Source organism: Nocardiopsis sp. TSRI0078 (assembly GCF_001905145.1).
Taxonomy (GTDB): domain Bacteria; phylum Actinomycetota; class Actinomycetes; order Streptosporangiales; family Streptosporangiaceae; genus Nocardiopsis.
The window spans coordinates 217989-238533 of the sequence record NZ_LWLB01000033.1 but is presented as its reverse complement, the minus strand read 5'-3'; the positions used below and the strand labels follow the sequence as shown (position 1 = coordinate 238533).

Here is a 20545-nt window from a genome sequence, read left to right as displayed (position 1 = left end):
TTATATGGAGGCCGTCAACCTTCCGCCGGCCCCCGGCCGAACAGACCGCCGACAACGACGTTAGCGGCTGCTCCCCCCGTCTCGGCGGCCCGGTGCGCAACCGGTCGCGACCGTCCACAAGAAAGCAGGCCCGCCCCGTGATCGGACTCCTGGTCGCCCTGCTGTCCGCCGTGGTCTACACCGTCGGCCTGACCGTGGAACAGCGCGCACTGCACGGATCGGAGCCGATCTCGGTCAACCGGCCCCTCCACCTGGCACGGGTGCTGCTCACCAACCCCCGCTGGGTGTCCGGCTGCGCCTTCGCCGCCCTGGGCAGCGTCGGCCTGATCGTCTCGCTCGGCCTGGCCCCGGTGTCGGTGGCCCAGCCCGCCTTCGCCGCCGGAGTGGCCTGCGGCATCCTCGTCATCACCCTCGTACTGGGCGAGCGCCTCACACGGGGCGAGTACGTGGCGCTCGGCGTCATGCCGGTCGCTCTCGGCCTGCTCAGCCTGTCCACCGCCGACGGCGCCGAGACCGGGACCACCGCCCACATCCCGCTGCTGGTCCTCGTCAGCCTCGCCACCGTGGCGGCCTGCCTGGCCGTCGTGGGCCTGGCCGGGGGCCGGGGGCGGTACATGTCGGCCGCCGCGATGGGCATCGCCGCCGGTTTCGCCCAGGGCAGCGCGGGCCTCCAGGGCAAGGGGCTGGGCGGCCTGCTGGCCGACCACGGCCTGTGGAACGCCGTCGTCCCCGCGCTGCTGTCCCCCCACCCCTACCTGTACGCGGTCGGCTGGGCGGTGGGCATCGTCCTCTTCCAGACCTCGATGCAGCGCTCCCGAGCCTCCATCACCGCACCGGTGGCCAACGTCGCGGGCAACGTGTTCATGGTCGTCATGGGCACGCTCCTGTTCGGCGAACGGCTCCCCGACGACCCGGCCACGCTGGGCCTGCGGATCGGCGGGTTCGCCCTGACCCTCGTGGTGGTCGTCCTGGTCCGCGGCAACGTGGCCCGGGCCGAGGCCGACACCAGCCGCAGGCGCGCGCAGGGCGCGGGTCCCGCCCCCGCGGGCACCCGCGCCGAAGGGTCCTGAAGGCCCCGCTCAGGCGGCCACCGACACGGCCTGGCGCAGGCCGGGGGCGGCGACGTCGGCCCAGGCGCGCACGACGCTGTCGGGCGCGTCGGTCTCCTCCTCGGCCAGGATCAGGCCGGGCTCGGCCACCCAGGCGCCCAGGTCGGCCAGGAGGATGCGCAGGTCCTCCTCGATACCGCGGCTGTTGCGCAGGTCCTCCACCACGGCCAGCGGCACCGCGACCGTGTGCCCCAGCCCCAGCTCGGGCAGGCGGTCGAGGAAGACCTTGAGCAGGCCGGTGTAGGTGCCGTGCACCTGCGGGGAGGCGACGAGCAGGACGTCGCTGCGGCTCACCCGGTCCAGGGCGGCCTCGGCGGCGGCGGAGGAGTCCGAGAGCAGTTCGGCGCCCAGTTCGGCGATGTCGACGACGTCGGGCCGGGAATCGACACCGGCGCGGGAGGCCACCTCGGAGGCGGCGCGCAGCGCGGCGGCGTACACGGAGGAACGGGGCTGGGGTGCGGCGACGAGCACGGTGAAGCGGGTCATGCGAGGACTCCTGGGTTCGGTCAGAGCGAGCCGGGTTCGACCGGAGGAAGCGTCGGGGGACGGTGATCGGGACTGACACCGGAGAGGACGTCGTTCCTCTTTCCGACACGGGGAGCGGACCTCGTCGTCCGGGACTCGGTGTGTCGGGCCTGGCAGGGTTGCTCCTCGGGCCGAAGAGGGGCCCGGGACCCAGAGGGTGGGAGAGATGAGCGTCCGGTGTCTGCGTCAGGGCACGGAGCACGGGGGTACACCCGTGGCGCGGGGCGGGGCCCCGCAAGGCGCTAGCTACGACAGAGCGCGCTCGCCTGCTGCCTCAGATCGACATGCAGGCGCTGGACAAGCAGCTCACCGGCGGACATGCCTCCATCATGCGGCTCCCCGGCCGCTATCGTCAATGCGTGCGCGCACCCCTCGTCGGGGCGGCCGCGCCGCACGCGGAGTGGTCCAGCCCGCGGACAGCCGTCCCAGGAAGCGGGATTTCCCCAGTTCCACGGGGAAAACGAAGGCCCCGGGAGGGGGCCGTTCCCCCTGTGGGACCGCCTCGCGCGCGCCTGTGTAATGTGCGACACACCCCCGGCCGCCCCGTCCGCCGGACGCCCGCCCACGACAGCAGGAGAGAGCCCGAACATGGCCCACACCCCCGTCACGCTCACCAACGCGCGCGTCGTGACCCCCGACGGAGTCCACGACGGATGGCTGCGGGTCGAGGACGGCCGCGTGGCCGCGCTCGGCTCCGGAGGCAACGCCCCGGCCGGAGGGGGCCGCGACGTCGGGGGCGCCTGGGTCGTACCCGGGCTGGTCGACACCCACATCCACGGCGGCGCCGGGCACGCCTTCCCCGAGGCCGACCCCGAGGGCGCCGCGGAGATCATCGCCTTCAACCGGGCCCGCGGGGTGACGGCGCTGGTCGGCGGCCTGGTCGCGGCCACGCCCGAGGACACCGTCCGCCAGGTGTCGGCGCTGGCCGAGCTGTGCGAGGCCAAGGAGCTGGCGGGCATCTACCTGGAGGGCCCCTTCATCGCGCGCTCCAAGTGCGGTGCGCACGACCCGGACCTGCTGCGCGAACCGGACACCGCGGAGTTCGACCGCTGGCTCGCGGCCGGGCGGGGACACGTCCGCATGATCACGGTGGCACCGGAGCTGCCGGGCGCGCTGGAGCTGATCCGAGCCGCGGCCTCCTCCGGCGTGGTGGCGGCGGTGGGGCACACCGAGGCGTCCTACGAGCAGACCCTGGCGGCCTTCGACGCGGGGGCGTCGGTGGCCACCCACCTGTACAACGCGATGCGTCCGCTCAACCACCGCGATCCGGGACCGATCGCGGCGGCACTGGGCGACGACCGGGTGACGGTCGAGCTGATCCTGGACAACGTGCACGTCCACCCGGGCGCGGCCGGGCTGGTGTTCGGCGCCGCGGGCGCGGGCCGGGTGTCGCTGGTGACGGACGCGATGTCGGCGACGGGCCTGGGAGACGGCGAGTACACGCTGGGCGACCTGCGGGTGCGGGTGAGCAACGGCGAGGCGCGCCTGGTGGAGAACGGCGCGATCGCCTCCAGCACGATCGTGCTGCCGCAGGCGGTGCGCAACGCGGTGGAGGGACTGGGCGTGGGCGTGCCCGAGGCGGTGCGGTCGGCGTCGTCGGTTCCGGCGGCGGCCCTGGGCCTGGAGGGCGCGGGCCGGATCGAGGTCGGAGGCCGCGCCGACCTGGTCGTGCTCGACGAGAACCTCACAGTCCGTGACGTGATGTATCGGGGCGAGTGGGTAGCGTAACGGCGTGTCGTCGCCTCGTTACGGACTAGTAACATAACACTGAGCAACAATGGCGGCGGGGCATCGAGCAGAGCCACCACGCTCGACACGAAAGGATCTGCGCCATGACCCAGTCGAGACAGGCGAAGGACGGACAGTCGGCCCGCACGGACTCCGAGGAGCACCAGCACCTCGACAAGCTCGCCGCCGAACTGTCCCGCTACGACCTGCGGGCGGACATGGTCGACGGCCAGTCACCCTGCCTGCGGGTGCGCAATCCGTCGTCCGCCTGCGCGGTCGAGGACGTGCTCTGCGAACGCCGGGAACACGACTACGCGTTCATCGCCTCGTTCGGGGTCCACCTGGGCGGCAGTGGAAGCCTCGGCGTCACAGCCCACAAGGTCGCGTGGCTCGTGGGAGCCACCGAGGAGTGACATCCGCGCGGGACGGGGGCGGAGCCGACCGGCTCCGCCCCCGTCCCGCGTCCGGAGCCCCGGCGGGGGAGGGATCGGACCCCCGCGGAGCTTTACGACGTAGATTGCCTTTCTGGCCGACGGCCCCGGCAGCGGTCCCGGAACCGGGTCGCCCTAGAGTCGGTGCCGTTCCGCACCACCCTCCACGGAAGGCGAGCCCATGGACCACGTCAAGCTGGGCCGGACCGGACTGGACGTCTCCCGCATCACCCTGGGGTGCATGAGCTACGGCGACCCCGCCAGGGGAAACCACGACTGGACCCTGGACGAGGACGCCGCCAGGCCCTTCATCCGCCAGGCGGTCGAGGCGGGCGTCAACTTCTTCGACACCGCCGACGTCTACTCCGACGGCAGCAGCGAGGAGATCGTCGGCCGGGCCCTGGCCGAGTACGCCGACCGCGACGAGATCGTGCTCGCCACCAAGGTGTTCGGCCGCATGCGCAAGGGCCCCAACGGCGGCGGGCTCTCGCGCAAGGCCGTCATGACCGGGATCGACCACAGCCTGCGGCGCCTGGGCACCGACTACGTGGACCTGTACCAGATCCACCGCTGGGATCCCCACACCCCCGTCGAGGAGACCGTCGAGGCCCTGCACGACGTGGTCAAGGCGGGCAAGGCCCGCTACGTGGGCGCGTCCTCGATGTACGCCTGGCAGTTCGCCAAGGCGCTGCGCGTCGCCGACGTCAACGGCTGGACCAGGTTCGCCACCATGCAGAACCACTACAACCTGCTCTACCGCGAGGAGGAGCGGGAGATGCTGCCGCTGTGCGCCGACGAGGGCATCGGCGTCATCCCGTGGAGCCCCCTGGCGCGCGGCCGCCTCACCCGCGAGTGGGGCACCGAGACGGCGCGCACCCGCGGCGACGCGTTCGGCGAGAGGCTGTACGAGGAGGCGAACCGCTCGGTCGTGGACGCGGTCGGCCGGGTCGCCGGGAGGCGCGGGGTCCCCCGGGCGCAGGTCGCCCTGGCATGGGTGTCCCGCCATCCCGCGGTGACCTCGCCGATCATCGGCGCCACCAGGCCGCACCACCTGGACGACGCGGTCGCGTCGCTGTCGCTGGAACTGACCGACGACGAGGTGGAGGAGCTGGAGCGCCACTACACCCCGCGCCCGGCCGACGGCTTCTGAGCCCGCGCCGCCCGCCACGGGAGCGGACGCTCCGGACCCGGGGGCGACTCCTCCGCGCCGCCGCGCCATACTCGACCACATGAGCAGCTCCCGTGCCCGAGGGGTCCCCGTCGACGACCTAGGACACCCCGTCGTCCTGCCGGACCCGGTACGGCGGGTCGTGTCCCTGGTGCCCTCGCTGACCGAGGCGATCGCCCACACCGCCCCGGACGTGCTGGTCGGCGCGACCGTGTGGTGCACGCGTCCGGCCGGCCTGGAGGTGGAGCGGCTGCGCGGCACCAAGAACCCGCACGTGCGGCGGATCGCGGACATGGCGCCGGACCTGGTGGTGGCCAACCGGGAGGAGAACCGGGAACCGCACGTGCGGGAACTGAGGAGGGCCGGGATCCCGGTGTGGGTGACCGACATCCGCACCGTCCCGGGCGCGTTCGCCTCCCTGCACCGCCTGTTCGCGGCATGCGCCCTCGCGTCCCCGGACTGGCTGGCGCGGGCCGAGGCCGCGTGGTCGGCACCGGCGCCCTCCGGCCCCCGGGTGGCCGTGCCGGTCTGGCGGGACCCGTGGATGTGGGTCGGCGGCGACACCTACGCCGACGACGTGCTGTCCCGGCTGGGCGCGGTGAACGTGCTCGCCGGGGGACGCTATCCGCGCCTCGCGCCCGAGGAGGCCGCCGCGGCCGGACCCGACGTCGTGGTGCTGCCGGACGAGCCCTACCGCTTCACCGCCGACGACGGCCCGGACGCCTTCCCCGGGCTGCCCGTGGTGCTCATCGAGGGCAGGGACCTGACCTGGTACGGGCCGTCGATGACGGCCGCGCGGGAGCGGCTGGCGTCCGTGCTCGCCCCCTTCTCCCCGCCCGACGGGCCGTGCGGCGGCGGGTGAGCCGCCGGGGTCAGCCGCGCGCGGTGACGCGGATCTTGGACTGGCCGTGCGGCCGCTCCTCCCAGTCCTGCATGAACCGGGCCGAGAGCCCGTGCCGCTCCGCGAGCCCCACCAGCGTCTCGGTCCGGTAGTAGAAGTCCTCCCGCAGCACGTGGTGCTCGGCTCCCTCGGTCCGGTCGTAGGTGAAGTCGAAGAACCCGTCCGGCGCCAGGATCCGACCGACGTGGGCCAGGCACTCGTCGATCACCTCGACGGGCGAGTGCGAGAAGACGCTGTGCGCGTGCACCACGTCGAAGTACCCCTCCGGCAGGAAGGAGAAGGTCAGGTCGCGCGTGAGGGTCAGGTGCGGCAGCTTGTCCTGCAGCCCGCGCTCGGCCAGCACGTCCTTGGCCGCGATGAGGATGTCCGGGGAGATGTCGATCCCGTAGTAGCCGCCCGGGTCCAGGTAGTCGATCAGCCGCCACCCCGCGCGCAGGTTCCCGCAGCCGATGTCCAGCATCCGGTGCCCGGGGCTGAGCCCGTGCTCGACGAGGTAGTCGAACTGCATCCGGCCCAGCGCCAGCCAGCGCTCCTCGCTCCGGCTGCCCACCGCGGCCTTGGGGTCGCGGGCCGCGTCGGCGGCCATCACCGCCCGGTAGTAGTCCACGTGGTCGCGGTGGGTCAGGCGCAGTCTCAGGTCCCGTGCGGAGCGGCGTAGGTACGGCGCCACCCGTCCGGGGTTGCGCAGGGCGTAGCGCACCTTGTGGACCAGGGACGATCGGTCGGCGTTGAGAGAAGCTGCTGTCTTCTTCGGCATCGGAAGGGCTCTCCGTCCAGGGGGCCCGCGCCCTCGCGGCACGGGGCCGGTGAGGACCCGAGGCTAGTTCCTCGAAGGCGCCCGCGACAGGGGCCGTCGGCCCGCCCATCGTAACCGCGGGGAGGGCCCGGGGCTCAGTCCCGCGCCCGGTCGCGTCGGACCGCCGCCAGCCGTGCCGCGCCCCAGGCCAGGCCCAGCACGACGAGTGCGCCCGTCACGGCACCGGTGACGTACCCGGCCCAGTCGGCGGCGCTCCCCGTCTTCGCGGGGGCCTCCGCCAGGCGCAGGAGCGACCAGCCCAACGCGCCCACCGCCACCAGCAGGCTGGCGCCGATGGCCAGCGCACCCCTGGCGCCCAGGAAGTACCGGCGGCGTCCGGGCACGGGCGGGGAGTCGAGTTCGGCGGCGGGGCCGGAGGTGACGGAGCCGGGCCGCTTGAAGTAGGCCAGGACGGACCAGTGGCCGCACGGCTCCCATCCCTCGGGGGCCAGGCGCTCGGCGAGGCGCTCGCGGTCGCCCCGGCCGTGGCTGAACTCCTGGCGGTACTCCCATGTCTGCGGACGCTCGGAGGCGCGGCGGCTGACGAAGCGGCCGAGCCGGTCCACCCGCTCCACCTCCCAGCCCTGTCCACCCATCTCGTTGAGGCGGGCGGGGCCCTCGAAGGCGTCGGCGGACCAGACCAGGACGTCCTCTCCCCCGTCGGCGGACTCCTCCTCGGCGGAGGGGGTCAGCGCGGCGGCGAACTCCTCCACCGGGCCGAACTCCTCGACCGGATCGGAGCCGCTCGCGGCCGTGTGCTCGGCCAGCTCCTCCAGCAGGGCGCGGGAGCGCCCGCCGTCCACGCCGCGTTCGCGCAGCCGGGCGGCGAGCGCGGTGAAGTAGTCGTTCATCGGATCCCTCCGTCCGCGAGCACCGAGCGCACCGATGCGTCGAACTCCATCCAGGCCGCGCCCTGCTCCCCCAGCACCGCGCGTCCCTCGTCGGTCAGTACGTAGTAGCGTCGGCCGGGGCCCTTGTCGGCGGCGCGGTACTCGGCGGTCACCAGCCCCGCCTCCTCCAGCCGGTTGAGCACGGGGTAGAGCGTTCCGCCGCGGATCCGGCCGAAGCCGGACTCGTCCAACCGCCTGGCGATCGCGTACCCGTAGCTCTCGCCCCCGGTCAGACTGGCCAGGACCAGGAGGTCGAGCACCCCCTTGAGCCAGCTCGCACGGCGGTCCATACGTGTCTCCCCCTTCATCGGGCGCTGTCGGCACCGATTCTCCCGGACCCGGGGCGCGCCCCCTCCCGCCCGGGGGCGAACAGCAGGGCGCGCAGGTCCACCAGGATGTGCAGGAAGACCGGGAGCAGCAGGCTCCCGGTGCTCAGGTACAGGCTGGTGAGGGCGAAGCCCATCAGGGTGACGAAGAGGACCCCGAGCAGGCCCTGGTAGACGTGGGCGACGGCGAAGACGGCCACGCTGATCCCGGCGGCGACGGCGACGTCGAGCCCCAGGGAGACCCCGAGGGCGATGAGCAGGCCGCGGAAGACGACCTCCTCGCACACGCCCGCGGTGACCGAGCCCCCGGCGGCGGCCCAGCGCTCGCGCCGGTCGCGCGGCAGCAGCGCGGAGACCGCCCGCTGCCCGGCGGTGAGCCCGCGGTCCAGTCCGGTCACCCGCAGCAGCACGAGGACCACCACCAGGCCGACGAGCATGCCGGCCATCGTCCCGAGGGCCTCGCCCATCCCCTCCTCGGGGACCGCGAACCCCGCGTCCGCGAACCGCAGGCCGGGCGAGACGGCCACGATCAGCACGGTGACCGCGGTGAGCCCCCACCAGACGGCGGCGCTCGTGCCGAACATCCGCACCAGCGCACCGGGATCGGTGTCGCGCACCCGCTCCAACCGGGCGTAGGCGCGCCTGCCCCACCAGGGTTCGACGGCCAGAAGGTAGAGCACGACCACCGCGGCCAGCCCCAGGCCGAGCGCTGAGAACTCCATGCTGTCGGGGAACGCCATCTCCGCCACCTCCGGATGGTCGCCTGTACTACCTAGACCATAGAGCTATCTAGTTAGGTATACAACCTAGGTGGCCATGCAGATCCCATGCGCACGCCGCCCTCCGGACATGGAAAAGCCCCCGGCCGCTCACGGGTGAGCAGGTCAGGGGCGTACAGAGAGGGACCGCGAGGACCGGGGCCACGGCGAACCCCGGCCGCGACCGCGCCGCGAAGCACGAAGGCCGAGCGGCACACCGGGGGGCCTGGGGGGTCGTCCCCCCAAAAAGAAGCGCGGGCTGCCGCGAGGCGGACGAAGCCCGCCGAGCAGCAGCCCGCGTCTCGTGGAGGTGGCGGGAATCGAACCCGCGTCCTTCAGCACCGAGCCAGGGCTTCTCCGGGTGCAGTCCGCGCTGTCGTTCTACTCGGCCCCAGCGCTTGCACGGACACATCGCTGACAGGCCCAGCCACGTGAATGTCCCGCTCAGGCCCCGTGGCCTGATCTGAGCGGTAAGTCATCTAGCTGATGCCGGTACCTGGGCCGATGACGAGCCCAGGCCGACAGAGACGCTATCGCTTAGGCAGCGAGAGCGAACTCAGTGCGCTTGGAATTGGCACTTGTGTTTACGCGAATGCAGGATTAACGAGGTCACAAACGCAACCCTCGACCCGCTTCCCCTGGAACGACTACCGAAGTCGAAACCGATCACCCCCTGTGGAGTTGTCACGGCCTCCCCGTCTGGCGGGCGGAGCGGCCGGCATGCTAGCGGCGAACCGCTTGCGCGTTCGTCACTCTACCTGTTGAACAGTACGGGGGCCAAGCTGATTCCCTGCCGGGGAAAAGAATCACTCCCGCCTCCCCGAACAGGGAGAAACCCCCGCGGGCGCGGACTCAAGAGGTGGTCGACGCGGCCCGCGGGGGCGGTCGGCAGGGTCGGGCCGACCTTGGGAAACGACAGGATCTCCCCCGAGATGAGGTCCTGCCTCTCGCTGGTCCGCTACCCCCTGTCGCGGCCCAGTCATAGGGGAAGACGCGGGCGGGTCCCCGGAGGGTTGCCCCGGGGACCCGCCCTTTTCCCGATCGGTCGAAGGAACGGCCCGTGTGGGCCTTCGACCGGTGGTCGGACCGCTACCAGCCGGTCCCCTGGGCGTCCGTTCCCCCGATCCCCTCGCCGCCGGTCAGGTCGGCCTCGTTGGGCGGAGCGGCCGACTCCTCCGGCGTGGGACCGCTCTCCCCGGCGGGCACGCCGTTGGCCATCGAGGCCAGGAAGGTGCCCGCGGCGTCCACCGCGTACTGCGACCACTGGGTCATCTCCGGGTCCACCTCGGCCAGCACGGCGAAGGCGACGCCGTCCTTGTAGCCGACGAACCAGTGCAGGGCGGTACCGTCCTGCTCGGTGCGGGCCGCCTGCCCGTACACCTCTCCCCCGGTGGCGAGCAGCTGGGGCATCCGGTTGGCCACCGCGTCGCGCATCCCCTCGCGGACCACCTCCAGGCGGGTCTCGTCCAGGGTCGTCTCACTGTCCGGGGCCGGCCCCTCCTCGGGCACCAGGGTCGGCGCGTGCCAGGTACCGTCCGCGATCGCCGCCGTCGCCAGCGCCATCGACAGCGGGCTCACGCGCACGCCGTGCTCGCCGATCATCGCCGAGGCCACGTCCACGTCCTCGCCGCCGATGGAGACCGTCCCCGAGGACGCCGGGACCGGCAGCTGCCACTCGGCGCCGATCCCCAGGTGCTCGGCGGCCGCGGCGACGGCGTCCCGGCCCACGTCGGCGGACAGGTCGGCGAACCCGACGTTGCAGCTGAAGGCCAGGTTGCGGGCCAGGTCCGGCTGACCGGACAGGAAACCGGAGCTCGGATTGACGAAGGTCCGCCCGCCGATCTCGGTCGAGTAGCCGCAGGGCACCACGTCGTCCGGCCCGGCCGCGCCCGACTCCAGGGCGGCCAGGGTGGAGACCGGGGTGAAGGCGCCTCCCGGTACGTAGGAGCCGGTGAACGCGTTGTCGTCGGCGGTGTTGCCGGAGGCGCTGGCGGCGGACAGGATCTCACCGCTGGCGGTGTCCACCGCGACCAGGTACCCGTCCCCGGGCAGCGCCTGCAGGGCGTTCTCCGCGGCCCGCTGCACCTCGATGTCCAGGGTGGTGCCGATGACGCCGCTGCGCTCGCCCTCCCAGGCCTCCAGGACGTCGGTGATCCCGCCGGCCCGGTCCAGGGAGACGACCTGCGTGGTGCCCGAACCGGCCAGCTCGTGCTGGAAGATGTTCTGCAGCCCGCTCAGGCCGACGGTGTCACCCGCCCGGTAGGGGCCCGGGACCCGGGAGGACACCCTGTGCTCGGCGGTGCCCGCGACCTCGCCCAGGAGGAACGGCGCCACCGACGGCGTCATGTTGACCTCGACCTCCCGCGTGTCCACGCCGGAGATACCGCCCGCCTCGCTGAGCAGCTTCCCGTCCACGCTGGAACCGCGCAGGAGCACGAGCGGCTGGAACTGCTCGGGCGGCGCCGAGCGCACCCGGTTCAGCAGCGGGTCGGGGTCCTCGTCCAGGAGTTCGGCGAGCTGGGTGACCCCCGCTTCCTTGTCCTCCATCTCGCCGGGCAGGACGCCGAAGGCCGTCACGCTGTCGGCGGTGACCAGGGGCTCGCCCTCACGGTCGAGGATCTGGCCGCGCTCCTGGCTCTCGTAGCTGATCGCGAGCCGCTCGTCCTCGCTCAGGTCGGGGTGCAGGACGCTCGTCGACCAGGAGATCCGCCAGCCGTCGGGGCCCCACTCCAGGGGCATGCGACCGGTGTAGTTCCAGGTCGGGTCGCCGATACCGAGGTCGGCGTGCACCCCGAACTCGGCGTCGGCGGATTCGCCCTCACGGGAGATCGGTCCCAGGTCGAACCGCAGGGACGCCAGGTCGAGCTGCTCGCGCATGTCGGTGAGCGCCGCCGCCACCTGCTCGGGATCGCCGTCGGTGTAGGTGGCGGCCTCCGCGTGGTTCCCGTCCTGCCAGGCGAGCAGGAAGGACCTGACCGCCACCTCGGGACTGGGATGCGGTGTGCACGCGGCCAGGGTCGCGGCGAGGAGCAGGCCGCTGCCGGCGGCCGTGAGCCGGCCAAGGGGACGGGGGGACACCGTGTGTGTTCCTTTCGGGCGCCTCATCGACGGCGGCGGAGCGCGCGTTCAATGTCCCGCTTCGCCTCGCGCTCGGCGATGTCGTGGCGCTTGTCGTACTCGCGCTTACCGCGGGCCAGAGCGATCTCGACCTTGGCGCGTCCGTCGCTGAAGTACAGGGACAGCGGGACGAGCGTGCGGCCGGGCTCTCGGGTCTTGCCGATCAGCCGGGAGATCTGCTCGCGGTGCAGGAGTAGCTTACGCGATCGTCGGGCGGAGTGGTTCGTCCACGTTCCCTGTGAGTACTCCGGGATGTGCACGTTCTCCAGCCACACCTCGCCGTCGCTGATGTGGGCGAACCCGTCCACGAGGGAGGCGCGGCCCTGTCGGAGCGACTTGACCTCGGTACCGGTGAGGACGAGGCCCGCCTCGTAGGTCTCGTCGAGGTGGTAGTCGTGCCGGGCCCGCCGATTCTGCGCGATGAGCTTGCGCCCGGTTTCCCGTGCCACAGATGTGTCCCTTCATACGTCCGGGGGGCACGAGGCCCCCCGGCTGACAAATCTTCCGCTCCCGGCGGCCCCGTCAGATCTTGAGGTAGCGGCGCAGGGTGAGGAACGAGGTGATGGTACACAGCAGGACGCCGAGGATCACCGACACGCCGATGACGTACAGCAGCGATCCCGTGCCCAGGGCCACGTCGAACTGGAACCAGTCCTCGATCTGCGTGAGCAGCGTGTACCGGGTCGCCACGATGAACCCGGAGGCGATCAGACCACCGATGAGACCCGCGACCGCGCCCTCCAGCAGGAAGGGGAGCTGGATGTAGAAGTTCGACGCACCGACCAGGCGCATGATGCCGGTCTCCCGGCGGCGGCTGTAGGCCGACAGCCGGATGGTGTTGCCGATCAGCAGCGCGGCGGCGGCCAGCTGGACGCCCGCGAGCACCAGCGCGGCCGCACGCAGACCGTCCAGCAGACCGAAGAACTGTTCGAGCACACGCTGGTCGTCGGAGACCGTGTCCACACCCGGAGCGCCCTCGACCGCGTTGCGCACGGTGTCGTAGTGGGCCGGGTCGGTGAGCTGGACCCGGTAGTTGTCCGGGATGTCGCCCTCCTGCGCGGCGTTGGCCAGCGCCTCGTTGGAGGAGCCCAACCGGTCCTGGAAGTCCTGCCAGGCCTCGGCCGCGGTGAGGTAGTCGAAGCTCGCGACCTCGTTCAGGCCGTTCAGGGTGCCTTCGAGGGACTCACGGTCCGCTTCGGTGGCCGCACCGTTCTCCTGGCAGACCTGGGTCGGCGAGATGTCGGTGCACATGTAGATGGTGAGCGTGATCCGCTCGTCCCAGTAGCTGCGCATCTCGGAAACCTGCTGGTTGACCAGCAGACCGGCGCCGAACAGGGTCAGTGAGATGGCCACCGTCGTGATGACGGCGATGGTCATCGTCAGGTTTCGGCGAAGGCCGATCCACGTCTCGGAGAGAACGAATTGTGCTCGCATGATCTGTTAAAGGTCCATCCTTTGGGGCTTCGCCGCGCCGGTCCTCGCAGCAAGAGGTCAGTACGCCTGGCCGTAGACGCCGCGCGTCTGGTCGCGCACTACCAGGCCCTCTTCAAGCTCGATCACGCGCTTACGCATCGAGTCGACGATGGCGGCATCGTGGGTCGCCATGACGACTGTGGTGCCCGTGCGGTTGATTCGGTCCAGCACCTTCATGATGCCGATGGAGGTCGCGGGGTCGATGTTTCCGGTGGGCTCGTCGGCCAGCAGGATCTGCGGGCGGTTGACGAAGGCGCGGGCGATGGCCACGCGCTGCTGCTCGCCACCGGAGAGCTCGTGGGGCATGCGTCCGGCCTTGCCCTCCAGGCCGACGAGCTCGACGACCTCGGGTACGACCCTCTTGATGAAGCGCCGGGGCTTGCCGATGACCTCCAGGGCGAAGGCGACGTTCTCGAAGACGTTCTTGTTCGGCAGCAGGCGGAAGTCCTGGAAGACACAGCCGATACGGCGGCGCAGGTGCGGCACCTTCCAGTTGGACAGGCGCGCCAGGTCCTTGCCGGCGACGTTGACGCGCCCCTTGTCGGGCTTCTCCTCCTTGAGCACCAAGCGGAGGAAGGTCGACTTTCCGGAGCCGGACGGGCCGACGAGGAAGACGAACTCGCCCTTGTCTACGTCAATGGAAACGCCGTCGAGCGCGGGGCGCTTCTGGGTCGGGTAGACCTTGGTGACGTTATCGAAGTGGATCACAGGCGCATCACAAGGTTCTCGAAGGTATGGGCACCCGCCGTGGAGGGCTCTCCGCGCGGGATCGTACCGGCCGCATGGCCAACCGACAGTTTAGAGGGGGGAGCGGCCCGGATTGTCCAAGTCGCGTCACGCCCCGCGGATCAGTGCCCTATCGGACAGCAGCCACGAGCATATCGGAGGTGTCAACCGATGATAACGTTCACATATAGCATTTTCGGTAAAACTGCGGAGTCGTGATCATCACCATTGGGATACAACCTCCGCATGCGCCCCGCGTGCATCACTCCTGGTACGCGCCGTACGACCGGGCGTGTCACCGTACGCGGCCCGCAACGTCGGGATCTGCGCGGCGGACGCCCACCCGGCCCCCGGGAGTGCGGTCCGGGCGCCGGGGGCTCCCGCCCCCGGGGAGCCCGGACCCGGGCCGGAGCGCGACGGGGGCCTCGGAGGGCACCGTCCGGTCGCCCTAGTTGTCGCCGGAGCGCTCGCGGCTGCGCATCCAGCGGATCTCGGCGTCGATGAAGTCGTCGATGTCGCCGTCCAGGACGCCCGAGGTGTTGCCGGTCTCGGCGCCGGTGCGCACGTCCTTGACGCTCTGGTAGGGGTGCAGCACGTAGTTGCGCATCTGGGTGCCCCAGCTGCTCACCGAGTCCCCGCGGATCTCGTCCAGCTCCGCCCGCTCCTCCTCGCGCTTGCGCGCCAGCAGCTTGGCCTGGAGCATCGACATCGCGGTGGCCTTGTTCTGCAGCTGCGACCGCTCGTTCTGGCAGGACACCACGATGCCGGTCGGCTGGTGGGTGATGCGCACCGCCGAGTCGGTGGTGTTGACGCCCTGGCCGCCGGGGCCGCTGGAGCGGTACACGTCCACCCGCAGATCGCTCTCGTCGATCTCGATGTGGTCGCTCTGCTCCACCATCGGCACGACGTCCACGCCGGCGAACGAGGTCTGGCGCCGGTTCTGGTTGTCGAACGGCGAGATGCGCACCAGCCGGTGCGTGCCGTGCTCACCGCGCAGGGTGCCGTAGGCGAAGGAGGCCTTGACCGCGAAGGACGTGGACTTGATGCCCGCCTCCTCCGCGTAGGAGGTCTCGTACACCTCCGTGGGGTAGCCGTGCCGCTCGGCCCAGCGCAGGTACATGCGCTGGAGCATCTGCGCCCAGTCGGCTGCGTCCACGCCGCCCGCCTGGGAGTTGATCGAGACGATGGCCTCGCGCTCGTCGTAGGGCCCGTTGAGGAGGGTGCGCACCTCCAGCTCGCCGATCTCCTTGCGCAGCTGTTCGAGCTCGCGGTCGGCCTCGGCGCGCGTGTCCGTGTCGTCCTCGGCCTCGGCCAGCTCGTAGAGCACGCCGAGGTCGTCGAGCCGCTGGCTGATGCCGTTGACCTTGTTGACCATGGACTCCAGGCTGGAGAGCCGGCGCGTCACCTGCTGCGCGTTGTCCTGGTCGGACCACAGCTCGGGGTCCGCGGACTGCTCGCGCAGCTCGGCGATCTGGGTGTGCATGGCCTCCAGGTCCAACACGGCGGTGACACTCGCCAGGGTCGCCGCGAGGTCCTTGATCTTCTCTGCTGGGTCCAGTTCTGCCACGGACCCCAGTGTAGGGGCCAAACGCACACGGGTTCCCCGCGCGAGTGCGCGCGGGGAACCCGTGTGCCTGGTGTCCGCCGCCGTGGGCGGCCGGGCTCAGTCCACCAGCCCGCGGAAGGCCCGCAGCGCCACCGACAGGGTGGCCAGGTCGAACCGCTCGTTCTCCTGGATCTCCGACAGGGTGATCCCGGCGCGCTCCACCCGGTCCCGGTTCTGGTCGAGCCACTCGGCGATCAGCTCCGGGGGAGCCTCCGCCGGGCCGCTCTCCAGCACCCGGGCCGTCAGGTCGGCGTGCGCCGCGTACAGGTCGTCGCGCAGCGAGGCCCGCGCCGTGGTGGCCCAGCGGTCGTCCCGCGGCAGGTCGATGATCCGCTCGCGCCACCAGCTGATGTTGAGCCGGTCGGCCAGCTCGAAGTAGAGCTCGGCGACCTGCTCCACCGGGCGCCCGGTGCGGTGGGCGATCTCCACCAGGTCCAGCGTGGAGTAGGCGGGCACCATCACGGCCACCTGCTCGGCCAGATCGGTCGGCACGCCCATCGACGTGTAGCGGTCGCGGCGCTCGACGAAGGCCTCCCGGTCACGGCCCCGCAGCAGCTGGACCAGCCGCGGCAGCACCTCGCCCACGCCCTCGGCGAAGTAGCCGATCTCGCTGCTGATGTCGAAGGGGAAGGTGCGGTTGCGCAGCAGCCACCGGGCGGAGCGCTCGGCGAGCTTGCGCGTCTCCAGCAGCAGGGCGAGCTGGCTGTCCACCGAGACCTCGTGGTTCAGCTCCTCCACCCGGCCCCAGAACCGGCGCAGCCCCAGCACGTCCTGCACCACCAGGTAGGCGCGGGCGATGTCGGCCGCGTTGGCGCCCAGCTCCTCGTTGAGCCGGAACGCGAAGGTCACCCCCGAGTGGTTGACCATGTGGTTGACGACCTGGTTGACGATGATCTCCCGGCGCAGCGGGTGCGAGGCCACGCCCGGGGCGAAGCGCTCCGACCGCAGCGGCGTCGGGAAGTACCCGGTCAGCGTGTCGGCCAGGTAGGGGTCGTCGGCCAGGTCGGACAGGCCGATCTCCTCCTTGAGGCTGATCTTGGTGTACGACAGCAGGGTGGCGAACTCCGGGCTGGTCAGCCCCCCGCCCGCCGCGCGCCGCTCCGCGATCGCCTTGTCGGAGGGCAGGTCCTCCTGCTTGCGCTTGAGGACCTTGGTGCGCTCCAGGTGCCGCATGTACCGGCCGTGGACGTGCAGCATCTGGGTGTCCTGCTTGCGCGAGGCGGCCAGCGCGGTGTTCTGCGCGTAGTTGTTGTCCAGTACCAGGTCGGCGACCTCGTCGGTCATGTCGATGAACAGCTGGTCGCGGTCGTCCTTGTCCAGCGTCCCGGCCCGCACCTCGCGGTCCAGCATGATCTTGATGTTGACCTCGTGGTCGGAGGTGTCCACACCGGCGGAGTTGTCGATGAAGTCGGTGTTGACCCGGCCGCCCTCGCGCGCGAACTCGATCCGCGCGGGCTGGGTCAGCCCCAGGTTGCCGCCCTCACCGACCACCTTGACGCGCAGGTCGGAGGCGTCCACGCGCAACTGGTCGTTGGCCTTGTCGCCCACGTCGGCGTGCGTCTCGGTACTGGCCTTGACGTAGGTGCCGATGCCGCCGTTCCACAGCAGGTCGACGGGGGCCGTGAGCACGCACCGGATCAGCTCGTCCGGGGTGAGGGCCTCCACGCCCTCCTCGATGCCGAGCGCCTCGCGCACCTGCGGGGTGACCGGCACGGACTTGGCGGTGCGCGGGTGCACGCCGCCGCCCTCGGAGATCAGCTTCGGGTCGTAGTCCTCCCACGTGCTGCGGGGCAGGTCGAACACCCGCTTGCGCTCCACCCAGGAGGTGTGCGGGTCCGGGTCCGGGTCGAGGAAGACGTGGCGGTGGTCGAAGGCCGCGATCAGCCGGATCTGCCGGGACAGCAGCATCCCGTTCCCGAACACGTCACCGGACATGTCGCCGACGCCGACGACGGTGAACGGCTCCTCCTGCACGTTCACGCCCATCTCCCGGAAGTGGTACCGGACCGACTCCCAGGCGCCGCGCGCGGTGATGCCCATCGCCTTGTGGTCGTAGCCGACCGAGCCGCCGGAGGCGAAGGCGTCGCCGAGCCAGAAGCCGCGCTCGGTGGAGATGGCGTTGGCGGTGTCGGAGAGGGTGGCGGTGCCCTTGTCGGCGGCGACCACGAGGTAGGAGTCGTCGCCGTCGTGCAGGACGGTGCGCTCGGGGTGGACGGTCTCGCCGTCCACGAGGTTGTCGGTGACGTCCAGCAGGCCGCTGACGAACTGCTTGTAGCAGGCCACGACCTCGGCCATCACCTCCTCGCGGGTGCCGTTCTGGGGCAGCCGCTTGCACACGAAGCCGCCCTTGGCGCCGCTGGGGACGATGACGGAGTTCTTCACCATCTGGGCCTTGACCAGGCCCAGGATCTCGGTGCGGAAGTCCTCCAGGCGATCCGACCAGCGCAGCCCGCCGCGTGCGACGGCGCCGAAGCGCAGGTGCACGCCCTCCACGCGCGGGGAGTACACGTACATCTCGTACCGGGGCCGCGGGTGCGGCAGGTCCGGGATCTCCTGCGGGTTGAGCTTGAGCACCAGGTAGGGGTGGCCCTGGTAGTGGTTGGTACGCAGGGTGGCTCGGATGACCGCCAGGAACGAGCGCAGGATGCGGTCGTGGTCCAGGCTGGCCACGGCCTCCAGCTCACCCTCGATCTTGCGGACGAGGACGCCGGTGCGGTCGTCGCGGCCCTCGTCGGGCTGGTCGGGGTCGAACCGGGTCTCGAACAGCTCGACCAGCAGGTTGGCGATGCCCACGTTGGCGGTCAGGACGTCGGCCAGGTACTCGGGCGTGAACGTGGAACCGGTCTGGCGCAGGTACTTGGCGTAGGCGCGCAGCACGGTGAGCTGGCGCCAGTCGAGCCCCGCGCGCACCACCAGGGCGTTGAACCGGTCGCTCTCGCCGAGGTCGCGCCAGGAGGCGTCGAAGGCCTCCTCGAACAGGGCCTTGAGGCGTTCGGGCGCCAGGTCGGAGCCGGGGATCGGGCCGAGGCCGAAGTCGTAGACCCACACCCGGCCCACGTCCTGGACGGTCATGTCGTAGGGCCACTCGTCGACGACCTCCACGCCCAGGTTCTCCAGGACGGGCAGGACGCGCGAGAGCGAGACGGGCTCCCCGATCCGGTAGAGGCGGAACCGGTAGCAGCCGGGCTCGGCGTCCTCGCGCTGGTACAGGACGGCCGAGAACTCGCCGTGCCGCCGCTCGGGATCGGTCCTGCTGAGGAGCCTCTCCAGCTGACCGATGTCGGCGGCCGCGGTCGCGGGGCTGTTGTCGACCTTGTAGGCCTCGTTCAGGCCGTCGGAGTAGCGGTCCTTGAGCTCGGTGGCGCGCATGGGACCGAAGGCCCCGGTGAGGGCCTCGTCGAAGTCCGCGTCCCACGAGCGGGCGGCCTGGCGGACCTTCTCCTCCAGGGCGACCTGGTCGATGTCGGCGAGGGTCTGCCCGTGCCGGGCCCGCGCCACCAGGTACAGGCGGGCGAGCGGCGCGGAGCCGATCAGCACGTTGTGGTCCATGGTCGCGCCCTTGAAGGCGTCGGCGAGGACGTCCTGGATGTCCAGGCGCACCCGGGTGCTGTACTGGTCGCGCGGCATGTACACGAAGCACGACATGTACCGGCCGCCGTAGGGGTCGCGGCGCATGAACAGCTTGGTGCCGCGGCGGCCGCGCAGGCGCAGGACCCCCCGCACGATGTTGTACAGCTCGCCCACGGGGATCTGCAGGAGCTCCTCGCGGGGGAAGGTCTCCAGGAGCTCGACGAGGTCCCTGCCGTCGTAGCTGTCGGCCTCGAACCCGGCCAGGGCCAGCACCTCGGCCTGCTTGCGGCGCATGATGGGGATCTGGGAGATGCTGGTGGTGTTGGCCTGGGAGGTGAACAGGCCGAGGAAGCGGCGCTCTCCGACGATGTTGCCCTGGGCGTCGAACTTCTTGACGCCCACGTAGTCCAGGTACTTGGGGCGGTAGACGGTCGCGCGCGAGTTGGCCTTGGTCAGCACGAGGACGTAGGGCTCGCGCGCCTTGGCGCGGATCTCGGGGGGCAGGGCGGCGAAGCTGGTGGAGGCGGGCGAGTCCATCCGCAGGATGCCGAGGCCGGAGCCGGGCTCCGGGCGCAGGGAGTCGTCGCCGTTCTCGTCGGTGACCAGGCTGTACTCGCGGTAGCCCATGAAGGTGAAGTGGCGTCCGGCGGTCCAGCGCAGGAAGTCGACGCTCTCGCCGATCTCGCGCGGGTCCACTCCCCCGGCCACGAGGCGGTCGGGGTAGGCGGCCAGCTCGTCCGCGATCCGGATGGCCCGGTCGCTCATCTTGGCGGCGTCCTCGTCCACGTAGCGCACGTCGGCCAGGACGCTCTCCACGCGGGCGGCGATCTCCTCGAAGCGTCCGGGATCGGACTGCGGATCGATCTCGATGTGGATCCAGGACTCGTCGATGGGCAGCAGGTCCTCGCCGCCGACCTCGGGGTCGACCTGGCACAGGCGCCCGCCCAGGTCGCGGCCGACGGTCATCTGCGGGTGGACGATCAGCCGGACTCCGGCACCGAGGTCGGCGAGGGCCATGGTGACGGAGGAGACGAGGAAGGGGGCGTTGTCGGTGACGATCTCCAGGACGCTGGTCTGCTGGTCCCAGCCGTTCCGCTCGGCGTCGGGGGTGTAGACGCGGACCTTGGCCCTTCCGGGGGCGCGGTGGGCGCCGAAGGCGAGGTGGGCCTCGGCGGGTCCGCAGATCTGCTCCGGGGCACGGCCGCTGATCTCCTCAGGGTCCGTGTGGCGGTAGTAGACGGGGAGGAAGCGCCGGACCGCGTCGGCCTCCTCGGGGCTGATGCGCGCCCCCGGGGACCACTTGGCGGCCGCGTCGCTGAGCAGCTTCTGGAGATGGACGTCGGATTGCCCGGACATAGGGATCTCTCACTCCTTTGTGAGCAACGTCGCACGCGCACTGGCAGAACGAACGGTCACGTGAC

At 71.3% G+C, this 20545-nt stretch carries 16 protein-coding genes and 1 other RNA gene; 5 read left to right on the top strand and 12 right to left on the bottom strand.

Annotated features, from left to right (window positions below; all coding sequences use genetic code 11):
• Positions 1 to 137 precede the first annotated feature (137 nt).
• Complete coding sequence (locus tag A6A08_RS20275) at positions 138 to 1070, top strand: hypothetical protein (protein WP_073704203.1); 933 nt, start codon at positions 138 to 140, stop codon at positions 1068 to 1070.
• 9 nt (positions 1071 to 1079) lie between these two features.
• On the opposite strand, the gene A6A08_RS20270 is transcribed toward A6A08_RS20275, so the two are convergent.
• On the bottom strand, positions 1080 to 1595 hold the full coding sequence (locus A6A08_RS20270; protein ID WP_073704202.1) for an NADPH-dependent FMN reductase: 516 nt from the start codon (positions 1593 to 1595) through the stop codon (positions 1080 to 1082).
• Positions 1596 to 2222: 627 nt separating this feature from the next.
• On the opposite strand from A6A08_RS20270, the gene nagA reads away from it, so the two are divergent.
• The 4 genes from nagA (at position 2223) to A6A08_RS20245 (ending at position 5823) form a co-directional block, all read left to right on the top strand.
• Positions 2223 to 3362 (top strand): N-acetylglucosamine-6-phosphate deacetylase, encoded by a 1140-nt coding sequence (gene nagA / locus A6A08_RS20260; RefSeq protein WP_073704201.1) that lies wholly within the window; start codon positions 2223 to 2225, stop codon positions 3360 to 3362.
• Between the two features lie 104 nt (positions 3363 to 3466).
• Complete coding sequence (locus A6A08_RS20255; protein WP_073704200.1) at positions 3467 to 3775, top strand: hypothetical protein; 309 nt, start codon at positions 3467 to 3469, stop codon at positions 3773 to 3775.
• Positions 3776 to 3974: 199 nt separating this feature from the next.
• On the top strand, positions 3975 to 4943 hold the full coding sequence (locus A6A08_RS20250) for an aldo/keto reductase (protein WP_073704199.1): 969 nt from the start codon (positions 3975 to 3977) through the stop codon (positions 4941 to 4943).
• Between the two features lie 79 nt (positions 4944 to 5022).
• Positions 5023 to 5823, top strand: a complete 801-nt coding sequence (locus A6A08_RS20245; RefSeq protein WP_073704198.1) for a helical backbone metal receptor — start codon at positions 5023 to 5025, stop codon at positions 5821 to 5823.
• 10 nt (positions 5824 to 5833) lie between these two features.
• Here A6A08_RS20245 and A6A08_RS20240 read toward each other — a convergent pair whose 3' ends face one another.
• From A6A08_RS20240 to A6A08_RS20190, 11 genes are all read right to left on the bottom strand, one after another.
• Positions 5834 to 6619, bottom strand: a complete 786-nt coding sequence (locus tag A6A08_RS20240; protein ID WP_073704197.1) for a class I SAM-dependent methyltransferase — start codon at positions 6617 to 6619, stop codon at positions 5834 to 5836.
• A gap of 134 nt (positions 6620 to 6753) precedes the next feature.
• Entirely contained in the window at positions 6754 to 7509 is a 756-nt protein-coding gene (locus A6A08_RS20235) for a DUF2812 domain-containing protein (RefSeq protein ID WP_073704196.1), read from the bottom strand.
• Positions 7506 to 7838, bottom strand: a complete 333-nt coding sequence (locus tag A6A08_RS20230; protein WP_073704195.1) for a PadR family transcriptional regulator — start codon at positions 7836 to 7838, stop codon at positions 7506 to 7508. The genes A6A08_RS20235 and A6A08_RS20230 overlap by 4 nt, the downstream gene beginning before the upstream one ends.
• A 14-nt stretch (positions 7839 to 7852) precedes the next feature.
• Entirely contained in the window at positions 7853 to 8614 is a 762-nt protein-coding gene (locus A6A08_RS20225; protein WP_073704194.1) for a CPBP family intramembrane glutamic endopeptidase, read from the bottom strand.
• 320 nt (positions 8615 to 8934) lie between these two features.
• Positions 8935 to 9306, bottom strand: a transfer-messenger RNA (tmRNA) gene (ssrA, locus tag A6A08_RS20220).
• A 415-nt stretch (positions 9307 to 9721) separates the two neighbouring features.
• Positions 9722 to 11710, bottom strand: a complete 1989-nt coding sequence (locus A6A08_RS20215) for a penicillin-binding transpeptidase domain-containing protein (RefSeq protein ID WP_073704193.1) — start codon at positions 11708 to 11710, stop codon at positions 9722 to 9724.
• A gap of 23 nt (positions 11711 to 11733) precedes the next feature.
• A complete protein-coding gene (smpB, locus tag A6A08_RS20210; protein WP_073704192.1) occupies positions 11734 to 12198 on the bottom strand; it encodes an SsrA-binding protein SmpB in 465 nt (154 codons plus the stop codon).
• A gap of 73 nt (positions 12199 to 12271) precedes the next feature.
• Entirely contained in the window at positions 12272 to 13183 is a 912-nt protein-coding gene (gene ftsX / locus A6A08_RS20205; RefSeq protein WP_206780079.1) for a permease-like cell division protein FtsX, read from the bottom strand.
• A gap of 57 nt (positions 13184 to 13240) precedes the next feature.
• Entirely contained in the window at positions 13241 to 13930 is a 690-nt protein-coding gene (gene ftsE, locus A6A08_RS20200; RefSeq protein WP_073704190.1) for a cell division ATP-binding protein FtsE, read from the bottom strand.
• A 466-nt stretch (positions 13931 to 14396) separates the two neighbouring features.
• Positions 14397 to 15515, bottom strand: a complete 1119-nt coding sequence (gene prfB, locus A6A08_RS20195) for a peptide chain release factor 2 (protein WP_073704189.1) — start codon at positions 15513 to 15515, stop codon at positions 14397 to 14399.
• A gap of 96 nt (positions 15516 to 15611) precedes the next feature.
• On the bottom strand, positions 15612 to 20480 hold the full coding sequence (locus A6A08_RS20190; protein WP_073704188.1) for an NAD-glutamate dehydrogenase: 4869 nt from the start codon (positions 20478 to 20480) through the stop codon (positions 15612 to 15614).
• Positions 20481 to 20545 lie beyond the last annotated feature (65 nt).